The organism is Sphingobium sp. JAI105, from assembly GCF_015752145.1.
Lineage (GTDB): Bacteria > Pseudomonadota > Alphaproteobacteria > Sphingomonadales > Sphingomonadaceae > Sphingobium > Sphingobium xenophagum.
Genome location: NZ_JADOUC010000002.1, coordinates 352,055 through 371,375, shown reverse-complemented (window position 1 = coordinate 371,375; position 19,321 = coordinate 352,055). Strand labels below are relative to the sequence as shown.

Genomic DNA, 19,321 nt, shown 5'->3' with positions numbered 1-19,321 from the left:
TTCAGAGTGTAGCGGACGTCCCCAGCACGACCGTAGCCTGGCTGGACAAAACTCCGCCATTGCCATGCGCCAGCGCGATCTGTGCGTCCGCGATCTGGCGGTCGCCAGCCTCGCCGCGCAACTGCCGCGTCGCTTCGACCAGCAGGAACAGGCCGTACATGCCGGGATGGACGCAGGACAGGCCGCCGCCATTGGTGTTGACCGCGAGCCGCCCGCCGGGCGCGATCGCGCCGTCCTCGACAAAGCGCCCGCCTTCACCCTTGGGGCTGAAGCCCAGATCCTCGAGGAACAGGATCGGCGTGATCGTGAACGCATCGTAGAGCATCGCGACATCCACGTCTGCGACGCTTATGCCCGCCTGCGCGAAGGCTTGCGGGCCGCTGATCGCTGCACCGGTCACGGTCAGGTCGGGCATTGCATTGATTTCGCGATGCGTCGCGACCGATGCCGCGCCCAGCACGGCGATCGGCGCTTTGGCGCAATCGCGCGCACGATCGGCGCGCACCATCACCACGGCGGCGGCGCCGTCATTGAACAGACAGCAATCGCGCACGCTGAGCGGATCGGACAGCATCCGCGCCGACAACACATCCTCGATCGTCAGCGGATCGCGCATGGCGGCTTCGGGATTGAGCTGCGCCCAGCGCCGGGCCGCCACCGCGACTTCCGCCAGCTGGCGGCGGGTGGTGCCGTAGAGATGCATGTGACGGCTCGCCGCCAGCGCATAAGACGATGCCGGGACGATCGGCCGATAAGCCGCCTCCCAGGGACTGAGGCGTGACATGCCGACCGCGCCCGGCGGATTGCTGGCCGGATTGGCGCCATAAGCGATCAGCGCGCAGTCGATCAGCCCCGCCTCCAGCGCCAGCGCGGCCTGCTGAACATAAATTTCAAAGGCCGATCCGCCGGTACGGTTGCAATCGGTCACCTTGGGTTGAAGGCCAAGATATTCGGCCAGTTCCAGTCCGCCCAGCGCTTCATAGGGTGCCGAGGTGTAGATAGCATCGACGTCGCTAAGCGAAAGCCCGGCATCGGCGAGAGCCATCAGCGACGCGCGCGCCGCCATGTCCACCGCCGACACGCCGGGGCAACGTCCGAGGCCATAAGTGCTGGCGCCGACGATCGCGGCCTTGCCGCGCGGAAAGCCGTGCCCGCTCATGCCGCGACGAAGACGAGCCGCGGCTCGCTTCCCTGCCGGTCGATACGCGCCTTGACGGCCATGCCGATACCTACCTTTTCCGGTGCCATATCCACGATTTCGCTCATCATCCGCGGACCTTCGACCAGCTCGACCAGCACGACGCTGTAGCTGGGATCGGGCGCTTTCTTGCGCACGACGGTGGTCGCATAGACGATGGCCTCGCCGCTTGCTTCCACCCATTCCAGATCGGTCGCGCCCGTGCCCGGTGCGGCCACGCGCGGGTAGAAGACATACGCGCCGGTCGAGCGGCTGCGCTGGATCATGAACCGGCCTTCATCAAGATAGGCCCGCCATTCTTCCAAGGGGCGTAGTCCGGCGTCGGCCATGTCAGTTCTTCTCGATGTAGTGCGTCAGCGTGCATATAACCTTCCGAGGCGGAGCGGCAGCCCGCCGGCCCAATCCTTCACGCATATGATCAAGTCGCTGCGGGGGAATGGCACGGGATGTGATGCCTTGAGACTGATGGTAGGTCTGCTGCGCAGATTTGAAGAGGACATCATGCCCGAAGCCGCAATCGTCTCCACCGCCCGCACGCCGATGGGAAAGGCGTTTCGCGGCGCGCTGAACAATGTTCATGGCGCGACACTGGGCGGGCATGTCATCCGCGCGGCGATCGACCGCGCCGGGATCGATCCGCACGAAGTGAGCGACGTGCTGATCGGCGCGGCGCGGCTGGAGGGCGCGACCGGCAATAATATCGCGCGTCAGGCGCTGCTGCGCGCCGGCCTGCCCGATAGCGTGCCGGGCGTGTCGCTGGACCGCAAATGTGCGTCCGGATTGCAGACAATTGCCTTCGCCGCCCAGCGCATCCGTGGCGGCGAAGGCGGCATCATGGTCGCCGGCGGTCTGGAGTCGATCTCACTGGTCGAACGCACGCGCAACATGCTGCATTATGAGGATGAATGGCTCGCAGCCCACCGGCCTGACATTTACATGCAGATGATCGACACGGCGGACAATGTTGCGCGCCGTTATGGCATCAGCCGCGAGGAGCAGGACGCCTATTCGGCCGAAAGCCAGCGGCGCACCGCCGCCGCGCAGGCAGAAGGCCGGTTCGATGCCGAAATCGTGCCGATCACGGCAGTCAAGGCGATCGTCGACAAGGCTGGCGAAGTGACCGGGCATGAGGAAGTGACCCTGTCGCGGGACGAGGGCAATCGCCCCGGCACCACTTATGACGATCTGGCGAAGCTCAAGCCGATCCGTCCCGACGGCTTCGTGACCGCCGGCAATGCCAGCCAGTTTTCTGACGGCGCGAGCGTATGCGTCGTCATGGATGCGGATGAAGCAAGCCGGCGCGGCCTGCCGATCCTGGGGCTATATCGTGGCATTGAGATCGTGGGCTGCCCGCCCGACGAGATGGGCATCGGCCCTGTGCTCGCCGTGCCACGTCTGCTCCATCGGCTGGGGCTGGGGGTCGGCGACGTCGATCTGTGGGAACTGAATGAGGCGTTCGCGAGCCAGGTGCTCTATTGCCGAGACGCGCTGGGGCTGCCGCATGATCGCCTCAATGTCGATGGCGGGGCGATTTCGGTCGGGCATCCCTATGGCATGTCGGGGGCGCGGCTGACCGGCCATGCGCTGATCGAAGGTGCGCGGCGCGGCGCCAAGCGCGTGGTCGTGACGATGTGCATCGGCGGCGGCCTGGGCGCGGCCGCATTGTTCGAACTGCCCTGAAGGAAGACGGCATGGATCTGGGTTTCACGCACGACGAATTGGCGTTTCGCGCCGAGGTGCGCGGCTTTTTTGCCAAGGCTCTGCCCGCCGACCTGCGCGCGAAGATGATCGATCGCGGGCGCCTGACCCGCGATGATTATATTCGCTGGCAGCGCATCTTGAACGCGCAGGGGTGGGCGACGATCAACTGGCCGGTCGAATATGGCGGCACCGGCTGGAGCCCGGCGCAGCGTTATATATTCCAGGAGGAGATGGCGCTGGCCCATGCGCCGGAATGGCTGCCCTTCAACGTCAACATGATCGGGCCGATCCTCTGCCGCTTCGGGTCGGACGCGCAGAAGGAGACGTTCCTCAGGCCCACCGCCAATCTCGACATCTGGTGGTGCCAGGGCTTTTCGGAGCCCGGATCGGGATCGGACCTCGCCGGCCTGCGCACGGCGGCGGTGCGCGACGGCGACGACTATGTGATCAACGGGCAGAAGATCTGGACCACACTGGCGCAATATGCCGACTGGATGTTCCTGCTCGCGCGCACCGATCCGACTGTCAAGAAACAGCATGGCATCAGCTTCCTGCTGCTGGACATGACGACGCCGGGGATCACCATCCGCCCGATCCGCTCGATCGACGGCGTGCACGATCTGAACGAAGTGTTTTTCGACGATGTGCGCGTGCCGGTCGCGAACCGCATCGGCGAGGAAGGCAAGGGCTGGACCTATGCCAAATATCTGCTGGGCAATGAGCGGACCGGCATCGCGCGGGTCGGGCTTTCCAAGGAAAGACTGCTGCAATTGCGGGCGGTCGCGGCAGACCTGACCGCGAAGGAAATGCTGACCCCGGCGGAAAGCGCGCGTCTGTCGCGCAAGCTCGCCGAGTTGGAGGTCGACTTGCGCGCGCTTGAACTGACGCAGATGCGCGTGGTGGCCAATGCGCTGGACGGTGACGGCGCGGCATCGCTGCTGAAGATACGCGGGAGCGAAATCCAGCAGCGCGCCACCGAATTGCTGCTCGAACTGGCTGGCCCCGCCGGTCTCGCAGTGCCGCCCGATTATGGCAAGGGCGATCATTGGGACGGGCGCGAGGATGGCTGGCGCGCGTCGGCCGCGCCCTTTTATTTCTCGAAGCGGGCCGTCTCCATTTATGGCGGCGCGAACGAGATCCAGAAGAATATCATCGCCAAGACCGTGCTGGGGCTATGACACATGGATTTTGACTTTAGCGAGGAACAGCGCCTGCTGGGCGAAACCGTCGACCGGTTCGTCGCCGATCGTTACGACTTTGCGCAGCGCGAAGCGATATTGGCGCAAGGCGAGGGGTGGAGCGCGGACGTGTGGTGCGCGCTGGCCGAACTCGGATTGCTGGGCGTGGGTTTTGCCGAAGCGGATGGCGGCTTTGGCGGCGGCGGTATCGAGCGGATGATCATTGCCGAGGCGTTCGGGCGCGGCCTGCTGCTCGAACCCTGGCTGGCGACCGTGGTACTGGCGGGCGGAGCCTTGCGCCGTGCCGGCACGGCGGAGCAGAAGGAAGCGCGGATCGGCGCGATCATCGCCGGCGAACGGATCATGGTGCTGGCCCATGTCGAGCCGCAGGGCCTGCGCCATACGCGCGATGCGCGCGCGCTCGCGGTGGCGCACGGCGAGGGCTATCGCATCACCGGCGAAAAAATCGCCGTGCTGCATGGCGGATCGGCGCATGAGCTGGTCGTCAGCGCGCGCGTGGGGGACGAAACCGGCCTGTTTCTGGTCGATGTCGACAGTCCGGGCGTCAGTCGCGAAACCGTGCGCGGCTATGACGGCGTTCCCGTCTCGACGATCCGGTTCGAGGATGCGCCTGCCGAGGCGCTAGGCGCGGCGGATGAGGGGCGGCGCGTCCTAGCGGCGGTGCTGGACGATGCGATCGCAGTCCTGACGGCCGAGGCGGTCGGCGCCATGACCGAAACACTCCGGCTGACCGGCGACTATCTGAAGACGCGCGAGCAGTTCGGCGTCGCGCTGGCAAGTTTCCAGGCGCTTCAGCATCGCATGGTCGACATGTACGTGCAGGTCGAATTGTCGCGATCGGCTGCGATCCATGCCGCGCTTGCCTGCGATGACCCGTCGGGCGGCGGTACGCTCCATATAGCGGCGGCCAAGGCGCAGGCAGGGCGGGCGGGGCGTCTGGTGGGCCAGAATGCGATCCAGTTACACGGCGCGATCGGCTTTACCGCCGAGCATAAGGTCGGCCATTTGTTCAAGCGGCTCGCGGCGATCGACGCGCTGTTCGGCGATGCCGACCATCATATCGACCGTATCGCCGAGGCAGGCGGTCTTCCGCCCTTGTCGTGACGCCCGTGAAGTCCTGAACCGGAGGAAAAGCGATGGCCCGTTTCGTTCTCGTGGTCCTGTCCAATGCCGTCGAAGGGCACGAGGCGGAATATAATCGCTGGTATGATGCCGTGCATCTGCCGGAAGTGCTGACGGTGCCGGGCTATCAGGCGGCGCAGCGCTTCGAGATAATGGACGAAGGGCCGCATAAATATCTCGCTCTTTATGAGATCGAGGCGGAATCGGCCGCGCAAGCGCGTGCCAGTCTGGCCGCGCGGGTGCCCGGCATGGACATGTCGCCGGCGATCGATCGGGCGGGTGTAAAAGTCTTGATGGCACGCGCGATCAGTGAGCGCGTGGCACAATATAAAGGCTGAACCACAAGGGCCGCGCCAATTGCGGTTCTGTGTCGTGCCGACTATGCTCTTCCCGAAGCGGCCGTAACGAAAGCAAAATTGCCCAGTTCCGCCGTCAGTGCGGAGAAACTTTTGGAAACGCCGACGACACGCCCGGTAAAGCGGCGCTCCAATTCGAAGCGGACCGGAGAGCAGTTGCTGGAGGCCGCAGTTTCGCTCTGGTCGGAAAACGGACTGGCTGCTGTCACGGTCACCTCCGTAGCGGAACGCGCAAAGCGGACCCGGCGCACCGTCTATCAGCATTTTCCGACCCGTGAGCTGTTGATCAAGGCGGCGGAGGAGCATCTAGACGAGCAACTCGCCAAGCTCGCCGACGGCCATGCGGGCATGTTCCAGGATCCTTATGGCTTGGTCGCGGGGCTGGCCGTCGACAGCCCGGACCTGGTGCGCACCCGTGTGCTCGCGCTGCTGGGCGATGAAAACGGCGACAATCCGCTGATCACGGAAGCGCGGGAATGGTTCAAGATATTGGCGCGGCGCGGCGCGTTGAAGGACGGAATCGACCCTGATCATGCTGCGGTCATGACCTTGTCGATGTGGTTTGCCTCGATCCTGGCGGTATCGCTGGGCAAGAGTCCCGCGGAAAGGCGGGAGCAGGCGAAGCGGTTCAGTCAAAGTTTCGTGGACATTTTGTCGCGCGGCGCCTTCGTCGAAGGCTATCGGCCCGGGTCGCACGAACCGCCCGCGCCCGCCGCACCGCCATCAGGGCGAGGCCGGGGGGCCAAATCGTCCGCCTGATCGCTCATCAGCGCGTCTCCACGTTATCCGGCTGTCATCATCAGACATGTAATGTCCTTGGTTCCGGTCTATCGTCGAATTGACCGCCGATAGTTTCGTCGCGATGTTCGCCGCCTTCCAGACGGTTCAGAAGGATGCGACATGAGGGAAAAGACGCGGCGTGGGCATGATCGCACGCGCGCCTTGCGGCAATCCTGTCCGGTGTCGATCGGCAGGGCACGTCGTTCGTGACCGTCGCGCCATCCGCCGTGGATCGGTCGCCCGCCGTAGTGTCACCGGTATCACCCGGCAAGGCTAACTGGACACTGATCGTCCTGACCTTGCTCTATCTCGTGTCGATGCTCGACCGGGGCATTATCTCGCTGTTGATCCCTTCGTTGAAGCGCGATCTGCATCTGTCCGATTTCGAGATCGGACTGCTCCATGGGCCTGCCTTCGCGCTCTTCTTCTGCCTGATGGGGCTCCCGCTCGGCTATATCGTGGATCGCTTTCCGCGCCGGCCCTTCATCGTGGGCTGCGTCCTGCTATGGGGGACGGCGACTTTATTCTGTGGCTTTGCCCAGCGCTTCATCCACCTGATCGTCGCCCGCGCGATGCTGGGTGCAGGCGAAGCGATCCTGTCGCCGGCGGCCTATGCGATCCTACCCAGTGTCTTTCCGCCCCGCCGCACTGGTCTTGTCCTCGCTGTTTTCGGGACAGGCGCGACGTTCGGCAATGCGGTCGCCTTTGGCCTGGGGGGCCTGATCCTCGCGAACATTCCAGGTGGCGGCATGACCCTGATGGGGATGCATTTCGCTGCATGGCAACTGGTGTTCATCTGCGTCGCGATTCCGGCTTTGCTGGCCGCGCCGCTGGCCCTGACCATCGCCGATCCGGCGCCCGTCCGTGCATCCTCCGACACCGCATCGGCGCACGGCATCGGCTTTCGTCAGTTTGTGAAGACGAGAGCGCTGTTCCTCACCTGCCTGTTCTTGGGCTACGGCTTCCTGTGCATGGGCGCCTATGCCTGGCTGAGTTGGCTGCCGACCTATCTCAACCGGCTGCACGACATGCCGATGCAGATAGTCGGTCCCCGCATCGCCCTGTTTGCGCTGATCGCCGTGCCGCTGGGCCAGATCGGAACGGGCATGGCGACCGATCGTCTGTTCAGCAAAGGCTGGACCGATGCCCCTTTCATCGTGTTCGGCGGAGTCGCGCTCGGCATGTTGGGCGGCGCTTATCTGGCGCTCTTCGGCGATAGCAGTCTAACCTTATGGATCGGCGCCACCATCGTCTTCCTCTGTTTCGGGTTCAGCCCGCTGGCCACCGCTATCTCGCTCGCGACCCCGCCTCATCTGCGCGGCCGCATCTCGGCGATTTTCCTGCTGGTGAGCAATCTGATCGGCGTTGCGCTGGGGCCGATGCTGGTCGGCCTGATCAACAATTTCTACTTCGCCGACGAAAGCCGGCTGGGGGCGTCTATGGCGATCACGATCGGCCTTGGCACGATCCTGTCGGCCGTGGCGCTGCTGGGCGGCCGGGGGGCGCTGCGCCGCACGGCGCAGATGAACACGCCGTCCATGCAATAAGGGAAGCTTGACGATGGCGCTCGACGATTATGTCACGATGGGGCGATCGGGGTTGAAGTAAGCCCGTTGACGCTGGGTGCGATGACGTTCGGCGAAGACTGGGGCTGGGGCGCAAGCGTCGCAGAATCGCGCGAGATGCTCGACTGCTATATCGATCGTGGCGGCAATATCGTCGACACCGCCGATGGATACACGCTGGGCCATTCCGAAGCGATCATCGGCGATTATCTGCGCGAACGGCCCGGTCGGCGCGATCGTCTCGTCCTGTCGACCAAGGGCGGCATGTGCATGGCGGCGGGCGATCCCAATGCCGGCGGGGCGAGCGCCAAGACGCTGGTCCGCGCTTGCGAGCAATCGCTGCGGCGGCTGGGGACCGACTATATCGATCTCTACTGGATGCATCAGCCCGATCCGTTCACGCCGATCGAGGAAACGCTTCGCGCGCTGGACGACCTCGTGCGGGCAGGCAAGATACGCTATGTCGGCTTTTCGGACGCGCCCGCCTGGCGCACCGCGCGGGCGCAGACGCTGGCGGAATTGCGCGGCTGGGCGCCGGTCGTCGCGCTGCAATTTGAATATTCGCTGCTGGAGCGCAGCGTGGAGCATGAATTGCTGCCGATGGCGCGCGAACTGGGCATTGGTGTGATGCCGTGGAGCACGTTGAAGGCGGGCATATTGTCGGGCAAATATGCCGATCCCGCCGCGTCCGCCCAAGGCCGTGCGCGCAAGTTCGGCATGGCGATCGGTGAGCGGGAAAGTAGCGTCGCCGCGCTGGTCGGGGAGGTCGCGGCGGATCTGGGCACGACCAGCGCCGCCATCGCCATCGCTTGGGTGATGGCGCGTCAGGGCGTCACCTCCGTTCTGATGGGCGCGTCGTCGCGCGCGCAACTGGAGTCCAATTTCGTTGCGCTCGACGTGACGATCCCGCAGGAGCATCTGGCGCGGCTGGACGCGCTGTCGGCGCCGGCCGATATCTTCGTGTCAAGCTATGCCAGAACGGCGCTCGTCGCCCGGCAGAACGGCTGTACCGTCAACGGGGTGACGGCGCCTGCTTCACCCTACGCGCCCGCGCGAGCCGGATCGCCTTACTAGAAGCTATCCAGTTAAAATCGAACCGAACGCCTCCAGCTTCCCTTATTGGCCGTCATTTCCGAACCGCCAGATGATAACATCTGGCTCGAAATCACACCAATGGTCAGCGGCCCTTGAAGGCGGGCTTGCGCTTTTCGAGGAACGCAGTGACGCCTTCCAGATGATCGGCGCTGCCGACGCATTCGGAGATATATTCCGCCTCGCGATTGAGCTGCGCGTCCCAGCCGGTGTCAAACGCCTCGCCGACCAGCTTCTTGCCCCGCGCCAGCGCCATCGTCGGCCCGCGCGCCAGCCGGGCCGCGATCGCCAGGGCGCGCTCCTGCAATTCGGCCTTGGGCACGACCCAGTTGGCGATACCCCAGTCGAGCGCCTTCTGCGCGTCGATGGTTTCCCCGAACATCACGATTTCCTTGGCGCGCCGTTCGCCCACCAATCGGGGCAGCGCCCAGGTGATGCCGGCGTCAGGCGACAATGCGATGTGCCGATAGGCGAGCATGAATTTGACGTCGTCGGCGGCGATCACGAAATCGACTACCGACGCCATGCAGAAGCCGACTCCGACCGTATGCCCCTGCGCGGCGAGGATCACGGGTTTGGGCATACGGTGCAACAGGTTGAAATAATGATTGAACTTGACCACGCGCTGCTCGAACAGCAGCGCATGTTCGGCCTGGTCATGGTCAAGCTCGGCCTTGAAGCGCTTGAGATCGGCGCCCACCATGAAGTCGTCGCCGACGGCGCTGATCAGCACCGCGCGCACTTGCGGGTCGCGCTCAAATTCCAGCGTGGTGCGGGTCAGCAAATCCTTCATCTCGGGCGAGAGCGCGTTGCGCGCGTCGGGCCGGTTTAGGCGGATATGACCGATCCCGTCGACAATCTCGACGATGACATGATCGCTGCGCGCCTGACTCATGATATGACTCCCTGATTCTCAAGTCCGCCGAATAGGGGCTTTCCCGGCCCGTTGCATGGCGCGTCGCCGATCCTTCACAAGCGTGATGAGGTGCGCCGCAGGATTGTCTGGCAGGCTGGAGATGATAGGCGCTTCCTTCGAACCTCGCCATCGTCAAGGTATGCGCTACATGAAAAACCTCCTCGATCTGACCGGCCGCACCATCGTTATCACCGGCGCGAGCCAGGGCATCGGCCGGGCCGTATCCGATCTCTGCCTGGACCTCGGCGCGCAGGTCGCGCTGCTCGATCTTCAAGAAGAGCCGCTGCGCGAGTATGTCGACCAGATCGGCGCCGATCGCGCTGTGGGCGTGGCGGGCAGCGTGACCGACCGCGCCAAGGTGGACGAGCTGGTCGCGGCTGCGGTGGCGAAGTTTGGCCGCATCGACGGCCTCGTCAACAATGCCGGCATCACCCGCACCGCGATGGCGCTCAAGATGACGATCGAACAATGGCAGCAGGTCATCGACGTGCATCTGACCGGCTCGTTCCACTGCATCCAGGCGGTCGGCGCGCAGATGGTCGCGCAATATGAAAAGGACCAGATCGGCGGCGCGATCGTGAACATCTCGTCCGACGCCGGACGGCGCGGTACGATCGGCCAGATCAATTACGGCACGGCCAAGGCGGGCACGCTGGGCATGACGATGTCGGCGGCGCAGGAATGGGCGCGCTATGGCATCCGCGTCAACACCGTCGCGTTCGGCGTCGTCGAAACGCCGATGACGGAGGTGATCCGCTCTGACAAGTTCCGTGACAAGTCGCTGGCGAAAATCCCGCTGGGCCGTTTCGGTTCGGCCGAAGAAGTCGCCCCCCCGATCGCCTTCCTGCTGTCCGACGCTGCCTCCTATATTTCGGGCCAGCATCTGTCGGTCAGCGGCGGCGCGTTCATGGCGAGCTGATCGATGACCGACGATCGCGCCGATATCCGCCAGGCAGTGGTGGACACCGCCAACGGCCTTTTCGCCGAACGGGTGACCCAGAAGATGCTGGAGGAAGCCGAGGCCGCCGGTTTCCCCCGTGATTTCTGGGAAGAGGTCGTGTCACTGGGCCTGACCGCCGCCGCTTTGCCGGAGGAAGCGGGCGGCCTTGGTTCGCTGCGCGATGCCGGCGCGCTGTTGCGGCCGCTTGGCTTTCATGGCGTGCCCTTGCCGCTGGCGGAATGTCTGCTCGCGGGCTGGCTGCTGTCTACCGCCGGGCTTGCCATGCCGGAAGGCGTGCTTACCTTCGTGCCCCAGTCGATCGGTCTGTCCGCGAAAGGCGCTGACCTGGCGGCGACCGGGCTTTTGAAAAATGTGCCCTGGGGCCGCTACGCCGATGCCGTGCTGGCGATCGCAGAAGAGGAGGGAGAGGCGCGCCTCGTCCTGCTGCCGGCAAGCAAGTCAGTCGAAGCCGGACAGAATCTGGCCGGTGAGCCGCGCGATCAACTGCGCTTCGATGCTGTCTCCATCCTCGCCTCCGCGCCGCTTCCGTTGCCCGTCGCCCGCATCCGCGCGATGGCGGCCGGGCTGCGCGCGGCGATGATGGCGGGCGCGCTGGAGCGCATCCTCGAACTGACCGTCACTTATGCCAAGGACCGGGTGCAGTTCGGCAAGCCGATCGGCAAATTCCAGGCGATCCAGCAGCAGATCGCGATCCTCGCCAATCATACCGCCGCGTCGGTCATGGCCGTGGAGCGCGCCATCGCGCTTGTCGAGGATGAAGACGGCGGCAAGCTGGCTGCCATCGCAAAGGTGCGCGTCGGCGAAGGCAGCAATGACGGGGTGCGCATCGCGCATCAGGTGCATGGCGCGATGGGCTTCACCCATGAGCATATCCTGCATCATTTCACGCGGCGCTTATGGGCGTGGCGCGACGAGCAGGGATCGGAGGCGCATTGGGCCTACCGGCTTGGCGAGGATGCAATCGCGGGCGGCGCGGACGCGCTTTGGACCTTCGTAGGCGAGACTATATGACCCACCCACTGCATTCCCTCATCTGGCCGCAGAGCGTCGCGGTAATCGGTGCGTCGGAGGATCTGTCGAAGATCAACGGCCGTCTGCTCGCCTTCCTGCGTAACTCGGGCTATACCGGCCGCATCATTCCCATCAACCCCAAGCGCGCCGAAGTGTCCGGACTGCCGGCTTTTCCGTCAATCGACGCGGTGGGTGAGCCGGTCGATATCGCGCTGATCGCGATCGGCGCGGACATGGTGCTGTCGGAACTGGAGCGCTGCGCCGCTGCTGGCGTGCGTAACGCCATCGTCATCACCTCCGGTTTCGCCGAAGAGGCCGGCGGCGAGGGCGCGAAGGCACAGGCGCGCATGGGTGAAATCGCGCGCGAAACCGGAATGCGCATCGTCGGCCCCAATACGGTCGGCATCTATAACGCGATCGCGCCCTGCGCCGCGACCTTCAGCCCGACCGTCGAAAAAGCGAGCGAAAAAGTTGCGGAATTCAACAGCGGTCGCGTAGGCATCATCGCCAATTCGGGCGGCGTCGGTTTCGCGCTCTACAGCCACGGTCGGCGGCTGGGCATTCCGTTCAGCCATGTGATCGCCAGCGGGAATGAGGCGGACCTGTCGATCGCCGACTATCTCGATTACCTCGTCGAAGACGACGATACTTCGGTGATCCTGCTGTTCTGCGAAGCGATCCGCGACGCGCAAGGCTTCCGCAAGGCGGCGGCCAAGGCTGCCGACAAGGGTAAACCGATTATCGCGATCAAGGTCGGCCAGTCCGACGCCGGGGGCCGCGCGACCGCGTCGCATACCGCGTCGGTCGCGGGCAATCATGCCGCCTATCGCGCGCTGTTCGCCGAATATGGCATCATCGAAGCGCTGTACCTGAGCGAAGCGATGATGATGGCCAGTCTGCTCGTCACCGGCGGACGGCCCAAAGGCAATCGTGTGGGTGTGGTCACCGTGTCCGGCGGCGCGGGCGCATGGGCGGCCGATGCGCTGGAACGCGCGGGCCTTGACCTTCCGATGCCGAGCGAGGGCACGCGCGCGGAACTAGGCAAGCTGTTGCCCTCATATGGATCTGCGATCAACCCGATCGACGTCACCGCATCCGGCGCGCGCAATGGCGGGGTCCAGGCCGCGCTCGAAACGCTTGCGGCGTCGGGGGAAGTCGATTCCATCGTTCTTGTCCTGTCGGCAGCGGCAAGTTTCGTGACGCTCGATCAGGACAGTCTGGCTAAGGTGGTGGCGAAGATCGGGGTGCCGGTGTTCGTCTATTCCTACACCGTGATTTCCGAAGCCTGGCGCGAGGGCATGATCGCGTGCAATCTGCCGCTGACCAATGACGTGAACTCAGGTGCGATCGCGCTTGGCTTGCTGGCGCAGCCGGTGCCCGAACGGAGCATGACGCCGCCTGTCGCGGTGCCGCCCGGCGTTGCAGCGGCAGTTACCGGAGCGCGCGAGAGCCTGTGCGAATATGAGGTGAAGGCGATCCTGAAGGCTGCCGGCATCGACACCGCGCCCGAAATGCTGGTGAACAGCGCTGACGAAGCCGAAAAGGCGGCGGAGTCGCTGGGCTATCCGGTCGTCATGAAGATCCAGAGCCCGCGCATCCAGCACAAGACCGAAGTCGGTGGACTCCGCCTCAACCTCAAGGATGCGGCGGCGGTGCGCGAGGCGTATGACGCGCTGGCCGCCGTGGGCGAACGCCATGCGCCCGGAGCGGTCGATGGCGTGCTGGTGCAAACGATGGCACCGTCCGGCACCGAGATCATCGTCGGCATGGTGCGCGACGACAGCTTCGGCCCGGTCATGATGGTGGGCTTCGGCGGGGTTGCGATCGAGCTTTATAAGGATGTCGCCTACGGCCTTGGCCCGGTATCGCCGGAAAAGGCACGGGCGATGCTGGACGAGCTGAAGTCCGCGCCGCTGTTGCACGGCTATCGCGGTCGTCCCGCGCTGGCGGTTGATGCGCTGGCGAAGCTGGTGTCGGACGTATCGCGGCTCGCGGTCGCGGTGCCGGAGATTGGCGAGATGGAAATCAACCCGGTGATCCTGCACGCCGACGGCAGCGGGCTCACCATCGCCGACGCGCTGCTGATCCGCGCTGAGGCGACCACCGATCACGCGCTGGAGGCAGCGGAATGAGCTATCGCTTCGCATTGCAGGATCGTTCGCCCGCGCTCGATGCGCTGCGGCTTGAGGTTCGCGAATTCCTCGCCAGGGAAATGCCCGCAATCTCGGTCGCCGAGCAGGCGCGCAGCTGGCACAGTTTCGACCGCGATTTCAGCCGCAAGATCGGTGCGCAGGGCTGGATCGGCATGACTTGGCCCAAGGAATATGGCGGCCATAACCGTTCCCTGCTGGAACGCTATACCGTGATCGAGGAATTGCTGGCGGCTGGCGCGCCGATCGGTGCGCACTGGACCGGCGATCGCCAATCCGGCCCGATGTTGATGCGTTACGGCACCGAGGAACAGAAGCGCACGCTGATCCCGCGTATGGTGGCGGGCGAAATCTTCTTCTGCATTGGCATGTCCGAACCCAATGCCGGTTCCGACCTTGCCGGCATCAAGACCCGCGCCGAACGGGTGGAGAATGGCTGGAAGGTCAATGGTCAGAAGATCTGGACCACCTACGCCCACAAGCGCGACTATATGATCATGCTGGCGCGCACCAGCGAGGAGGAAAGCCGCCACGCGGGGATGAGCCAGTTTCTGGTCGACCTGAAGGGGCCGGGCATCACGGTTCGCCCGATCATGAACATGGCCGGCGAGGAGAATTTCAACGAAGTCTTTTTCGAGGACGCCATCCTGCCGGCCGACGCGCTGCTGGGCGAGCAGGGCGATGGCTGGCATCAGGTCACCAGCGAACTGGGTTATGAACGGTCGGGGCCGGAGCGCTTCCTGACCGCTTATATTCTGCTGCGCGAACTGGTCCGCGTGCTGGGCGACAATCCGTCCGACCGGGCCAAGATCGTGATCGGCCGTCTCGCCGCGACGCTGTCCACGCTGCGCGCCATGTCCTTTTCGCTCGCGGCGATGCTGGCGAGCGGCGACGACGTCACGGCCGAGGCGTCCGTGGTGAAGGACATGGGTTCGGTGTTCGAGCAATCGATCCCCTATCTCGCGCGCGACCTGATCGAGGTGGAAGCGGTGCGCGGCGAGACGGGCGATAACGCGGATCTGATGTCACGCTATATCGACGCGCTGTCGGTCGTCATGCTGCATTCGCCATCTTTCTCCATCTATGGCGGCACGCGCGAGATATTGCGCGGCATCACGGCAAGGACATTGGGACTGCGATGAGCGACGAGGCGATCGATCCGAGGGAGCTGCAGCTTTCGATCCGTGAGGTGATGGACGCCGAAGCGCCATCGGATCATGTGCACAAGCTGTATGATAGCGGCGCTGCCCTCGACGTGGCGCTTGTGCGGACCGCCGCCAGTTTGGGCTGGTATGCTCTAGGCGTGGGAGAAGAGCAGGGCGGCCTGGGTCTCGGCCTGGCTGGACTCTGCGTGCTTTATGAGGAACTGGGCCGAGCGCCCGCCACGCTGCCCATGTTGCCGACCATGGTCGTCGCCGAAGCGATTGCCGCATCGGGCGATGCGAAGGTCCAGGAGGCATGGCTCGGCCGCCTGCTGGCGGGCGAAGTGCACGCCGCTTGGGCGCACGGCTTCAACGTCATGCTGGACGAAGGAAAGTTGTCCGGGACGCTGCATGTGGTGCCTGACGGGGTGCAGGCCGGACTTTTCCTGATTTCGATGCCGGGCGGTGCGGCATTGGTTGTGGCCGATGCGCCTGGGCTGACCGTGACGCAGGTGGGCGCGGTCGATCGGACGCGGACGCTTGCGACGTTGGCGTTCGCGGGCGTCGCTGCGACGCCCATTGCCGTGAACCCCGACATGCTGGACCGCCATGCCTGGCTCGGCATCGCCAGCGACAGCATCGGTGGGGCGGCATCGATCCTGGAACGGACGGTCGAATATATGAAGGTCCGCACCCAGTTCGGCCAGCCGATCGGCTCTTTCCAGGCGCTCAAGCATCGCGTCGCCAATCATAAATTGCGGCTGGAGCAGGCCGCAGGCATTGTGCGCGAGGCGGTCCATGTCGGGCAGGATGATCCCAAGGCGCCGGGCCTTGCCGCACTGGCCAAGGTCATGGCGGCGGACGCCTATGCCGCTATCGCCGACGATGCGGTGCAGCTGCATGGCGGCATCGGCTACACCTGGGAACAGGATTGCCACATCTTCCTGAAACGCGCGCGATTGAACCAGATGCTGTTCGGCAGTGCGGAGCAATTGCTCGATATGTCGGCCATGTGCCTGACGGAGGCCGTGTGATGGACGAGGTGAAGAACCAGGCGTTCGCGCCGCTCGCCAAGCTGGACGATCCCGACGCTTTCCGCGCCGAAGTGCGCGCCTGGCTGGCGGCTACTTTGCCGGCCGACTGGCTGACCAAGCTGACCGGCGCCAGCGAGGACGAGTATGTCGCGTTCCAGCGCTGGTGGTTCGAGGAACTGATGAAAGTCGGCCTCGCCACCGCGCACTGGCCAAAGGCGTGGGGCGGCGAAGAATTGCCGATGCGCTATGCGGTGATCCTGAACGAGGAACTGGCGCGTGCCGACGCGCCACGCCCGACCCTGTTCACCATCTCGCTGTTCCATCTGCCCGCGACGCTCTTTTCCTACGGCACGCAGGAACAGCGCGACCGCTATCTGACTGGCGTGCGCGAGCGTGGCGAAATCTGGTGCCAGGGCTTTTCCGAGCCGGGCGCGGGGTCCGATCTCGCCTCGCTCCGCGCCCGCGCGGAAAAGAAGGTGAAGCCCGACGGCTCCACCGTCTATGTCGTCAACGGGCAAAAAGTCTGGTCCTCTTTCGGCCTGCACGCCAATCACTATCTGCTACTTGCCCGCACTGATCCCAATGCGCCCAAGAAGCAGGCGGGGATCAGCTTTTTCCTGATGGATCTGAATTCGCCCGGCGTGACACGCCGTCCGATCAAGCAGATCAATGGCGAAGCGGAATTTTGCGAAGTCTTCCTGGACGATGTCGAAATTCCCGCCGAAAATCTGATCGGTCAGGAGAATGAAGGCTGGAAGATTGCGCAGTCGACACTGTCGGCCGAGCGCGGCTTGATCATCATTGATCTCGCCGAGCGGATGGGCTATGAAGTCGACTCCAAGCTGCGCGAAGCCAAAGCAGGCGCGCTCGACTGGTGGAACGACAGCGCATTGCGCCGCGACTTCATGCGGCTTTATGCCCGCACTGTGTCGGTCCGCGCGATCGTGCGCGGCATGGCCCAGGAGCTGATCGACAATCCGTACGTCGCCGGATCGCCGACGCCGACCTATGTGAAGCTGCTCTATTCCGAACTGCTCCACGATTATTCATCCTTCATGCTCGCGCGTGAAGGGATGGCGGGACAAGTCTGGCAGCCCAAGGTGATGGGGGCTGGCAAGCATACGACCAACAAGTTCGACGATTATCTGTCGAGCTATAGCTGGACGATTTCGGGCGGCACCAATGAAGTGCTCAAGAACATGCTGGCCGAACGGATATTGGGCCTGCCGCGCTGACGGCTTCGATTCATTGACAATACAAATGTGGATATCTTAGCTTCTCCGTCGAGAACATGATGGAGAGGATATATGCCACGCATCGATTTGCCGCCCAGCGAGGATTACAGCCTGTCGCGCGTCGCGTTCACCACCTATGCGCCGGAGATCGGAGCCACCGCTTCGGCTTTCTCGCTCAAGGTCTATGAAAAATCCCTCCTGTCGCTCCGCGAGATGGAGGGCGCACGCTATCGAACGGCGCTGATCAACGGGTGCAACGTCTGCACCAATACGCGCGCGGGCCGCGACATGGCGGGGCATATTGGCCGCAATGGCGGCAGCATCACCGAAGGGCCGCTCAGCCGCGGACCGGCGCCGGACGAGGCGTTTTACGAAGCGGTCGCGCAATGGCAGACATCGCCTTTGTTCAGTGAACGCGAACGTATCGCTATCGAGCTGGCGGAGCGGATGGGCGAGCGACCTCATTCGATGGCGGATGACGAGACCTTTTGGGAACGCATCCATGCGCATTATAGCGACGCGGAAATCGTCGACATGACGCTGTCGATCGCCAGCTGGATCGGCTTGGGGCGGGTCGTCCATACGCTCGAGCTGGACGCGGTCTGTATGCCGACCTTCGCCGACGCCGCCTGATCGCGCCTTTGGGGATAGCGCCGACCGGGTCCGGTCGGCGCTATATCTTATTTCGCCGGCTGAGCCATGATCGTGCGCGCGATGATGTTGCGCTGGATCTGGTTGGTGCCTTCGATGATCTGAAGCAGCTTCGCATCGCGGAAATAGCGCGCGATCGGGAATTCGCCCGAAATGCCGGATGCGCCAAAGAGCTGCACCGCATCCGTGGCGACCTTCATCGCATTGTCGCTGGAAAAGCATTTTGCGACCGCTGCCGCGCGCGCCATCGGATCGCCGGTGATGCCTGAATCCACCATTGCCGCCGCGCGATAGGTAAGGTTGCGCGCGGCTTCCGTGCCGATCTCCATGTCCGCGACCATCCAGCGCAAGCCCTGGAAATCGGTGAGCGTCTGGCCGAACGCCCTGCGGCCCGCCAGAAACTCGACCGAATGGTCGATCGCGCCCTGCGCCAGCCCGACGCCACGCGCCGCCACGATCGGCCGCGACTCATTGAGCGCGCCCATAACTTTCTTGAACCCGCCCTCTTCGGTTCCGCCCAACAGGTTGGCACGGGGGATGCGGACATTGTCGAAATAGATGGCGCTGGACGGCACGCCGCGTCCGCCCATCTTGTCTTCCTTGCGACCGACCTCGAAGCCCTTCATGCCCTTTTCGACGATGAAGAAAGAGATCCTGCCCTTTTCATCATCCTCGCCGACACGCGCGGCGACCAGTATATAGTCGGCGAGCGCAGCGTTCGTGCACCAGATCTTACCGCCATTCAGAATATAATCGTCGCCGTCGCGCCTGGCGCGGGTCTTGATGCCCGACACATCCGAACCGCTCTGCGGCTCGGTCAGCGAGAAAGCGCCGCGCAGCGCGCCCGACGCCGTGCCGGGCAGGAAGCGCTGCTTCTGTTCCTCGGTGCCGCTCGCCATCAGCGAGCCGATCGGCAGCCACTGGATGAACAGCACATAAGCCGTGTTATAGCAGACCCGTCCCAGCTCCTCGATCGCGAGGCAGGAGGAGAGCAGGCTGTTGGTGCCGCCAAACTCTTCCGGAAAGGGCAAAGTGAAGAGGCCGAGGTCGCGCAACAGCTCGAACATGTCCTCGGGGAATTCAGCCTTTTCGTCGATCTCGTTGGCGCGCGGTGCGACGCGTTCGATCGCGACGCGGCGCACCATGTCCTGAATCTGGCGATGCTCGTCGGTGAGCTGGAAAAAATGTTCGGTCATGTCATTCGCCCC

General features: G+C 64.2%; 18 protein-coding genes. 14 read left to right on the top strand and 4 right to left on the bottom strand.

The features are described 5' to 3' along the window. Window position 1: 1 nt before the first annotated feature. Complete coding sequence (locus IWY39_RS19235; protein ID WP_107123843.1) at window positions 2-1,159, bottom strand: thiolase; 1,158 nt, start codon at window positions 1,157-1,159, stop codon at window positions 2-4. Beyond that, window positions 1,156-1,527: a Zn-ribbon domain-containing OB-fold protein gene (locus tag IWY39_RS19230; RefSeq protein WP_107123844.1), complete on the bottom strand. Its 372-nt coding sequence runs from the start codon at window positions 1,525-1,527 to the stop codon at window positions 1,156-1,158. The genes IWY39_RS19235 and IWY39_RS19230 overlap by 4 nt, the downstream gene beginning before the upstream one ends. A gap of 172 nt (window positions 1,528-1,699) precedes the next feature. Here IWY39_RS19230 and IWY39_RS19225 point away from each other — a divergent pair, with 172 nt between their 5' ends. From IWY39_RS19225 to IWY39_RS19195, 7 genes are all read left to right on the top strand, one after another. Next, window positions 1,700-2,878: an acetyl-CoA C-acyltransferase gene (locus IWY39_RS19225; protein WP_107124045.1), complete on the top strand. Its 1,179-nt coding sequence runs from the start codon at window positions 1,700-1,702 to the stop codon at window positions 2,876-2,878. A gap of 11 nt (window positions 2,879-2,889) precedes the next feature. After that, window positions 2,890-4,077: an acyl-CoA dehydrogenase family protein gene (locus IWY39_RS19220; RefSeq protein ID WP_107123845.1), complete on the top strand. Its 1,188-nt coding sequence runs from the start codon at window positions 2,890-2,892 to the stop codon at window positions 4,075-4,077. A 3-nt stretch (window positions 4,078-4,080) separates the two neighbouring features. Next, complete coding sequence (locus IWY39_RS19215) at window positions 4,081-5,202, top strand: acyl-CoA dehydrogenase family protein (protein WP_107123846.1); 1,122 nt, start codon at window positions 4,081-4,083, stop codon at window positions 5,200-5,202. A 32-nt stretch (window positions 5,203-5,234) separates the two neighbouring features. Further along, on the top strand, window positions 5,235-5,558 hold the full coding sequence (locus IWY39_RS19210) for a DUF4286 family protein (protein WP_145169784.1): 324 nt from the start codon (window positions 5,235-5,237) through the stop codon (window positions 5,556-5,558). A gap of 78 nt (window positions 5,559-5,636) precedes the next feature. Then, a complete protein-coding gene (locus IWY39_RS19205; protein ID WP_186443240.1) occupies window positions 5,637-6,335 on the top strand; it encodes a TetR/AcrR family transcriptional regulator in 699 nt (232 codons plus the stop codon). 227 nt (window positions 6,336-6,562) lie between these two features. After that, window positions 6,563-7,903 (top strand): MFS transporter, encoded by a 1,341-nt coding sequence (locus IWY39_RS19200; RefSeq protein ID WP_107123849.1) that lies wholly within the window; start codon window positions 6,563-6,565, stop codon window positions 7,901-7,903. Between the two features lie 81 nt (window positions 7,904-7,984). Next, window positions 7,985-8,995, top strand: coding sequence for an aldo/keto reductase (locus tag IWY39_RS19195; protein ID WP_196871682.1), 1,011 nt, complete (start codon window positions 7,985-7,987; stop codon window positions 8,993-8,995). Between the two features lie 103 nt (window positions 8,996-9,098). On the opposite strand, the gene IWY39_RS19190 is transcribed toward IWY39_RS19195, so the two are convergent. Beyond that, complete coding sequence (locus IWY39_RS19190; protein ID WP_107123850.1) at window positions 9,099-9,908, bottom strand: enoyl-CoA hydratase/isomerase family protein; 810 nt, start codon at window positions 9,906-9,908, stop codon at window positions 9,099-9,101. Window positions 9,909-10,077: 169 nt separating this feature from the next. Here IWY39_RS19190 and IWY39_RS19185 point away from each other — a divergent pair, with 169 nt between their 5' ends. From IWY39_RS19185 to IWY39_RS19155, 7 genes are all read left to right on the top strand, one after another. Next, complete coding sequence (locus tag IWY39_RS19185) at window positions 10,078-10,848, top strand: SDR family NAD(P)-dependent oxidoreductase (protein ID WP_107124046.1); 771 nt, start codon at window positions 10,078-10,080, stop codon at window positions 10,846-10,848. Between the two features lie 3 nt (window positions 10,849-10,851). Beyond that, entirely contained in the window at window positions 10,852-11,901 is a 1,050-nt protein-coding gene (locus IWY39_RS19180) for an acyl-CoA dehydrogenase family protein (protein WP_145169786.1), read from the top strand. After that, window positions 11,898-14,033 carry an acetate--CoA ligase family protein gene (locus IWY39_RS19175; protein WP_181316614.1) on the top strand — a complete coding sequence of 712 codons (2,136 nt, stop codon included), beginning with the start codon at window positions 11,898-11,900 and terminating at the stop codon, window positions 14,031-14,033. Before IWY39_RS19180 ends, IWY39_RS19175 begins: the two co-directional genes overlap by 4 nt. Then, window positions 14,030-15,193 carry an acyl-CoA dehydrogenase family protein gene (locus tag IWY39_RS19170; RefSeq protein WP_107123852.1) on the top strand — a complete coding sequence of 388 codons (1,164 nt, stop codon included), beginning with the start codon at window positions 14,030-14,032 and terminating at the stop codon, window positions 15,191-15,193. Before IWY39_RS19175 ends, IWY39_RS19170 begins: the two co-directional genes overlap by 4 nt. Next, window positions 15,190-16,227 (top strand): acyl-CoA dehydrogenase family protein, encoded by a 1,038-nt coding sequence (locus IWY39_RS19165; RefSeq protein ID WP_107123853.1) that lies wholly within the window; start codon window positions 15,190-15,192, stop codon window positions 16,225-16,227. The genes IWY39_RS19170 and IWY39_RS19165 overlap by 4 nt, the downstream gene beginning before the upstream one ends. Further along, window positions 16,227-17,462 carry an acyl-CoA dehydrogenase family protein gene (locus IWY39_RS19160; protein WP_107123854.1) on the top strand — a complete coding sequence of 412 codons (1,236 nt, stop codon included), beginning with the start codon at window positions 16,227-16,229 and terminating at the stop codon, window positions 17,460-17,462. Before IWY39_RS19165 ends, IWY39_RS19160 begins: the two co-directional genes overlap by 1 nt. A 72-nt stretch (window positions 17,463-17,534) precedes the next feature. Beyond that, the gene (locus tag IWY39_RS19155) at window positions 17,535-18,095 is read left to right on the top strand and encodes a carboxymuconolactone decarboxylase family protein (RefSeq protein WP_107123855.1); all 561 of its coding nucleotides are present in this window, start codon (window positions 17,535-17,537) and stop codon (window positions 18,093-18,095) included. 47 nt (window positions 18,096-18,142) lie between these two features. Here the strand turns inward: IWY39_RS19155 and IWY39_RS19150 are convergent, their stop codons facing one another. After that, window positions 18,143-19,309, bottom strand: coding sequence for an acyl-CoA dehydrogenase family protein (locus IWY39_RS19150; protein ID WP_107123856.1), 1,167 nt, complete (start codon window positions 19,307-19,309; stop codon window positions 18,143-18,145). Between the last annotated feature and the right edge of the window lie 12 nt (window positions 19,310-19,321).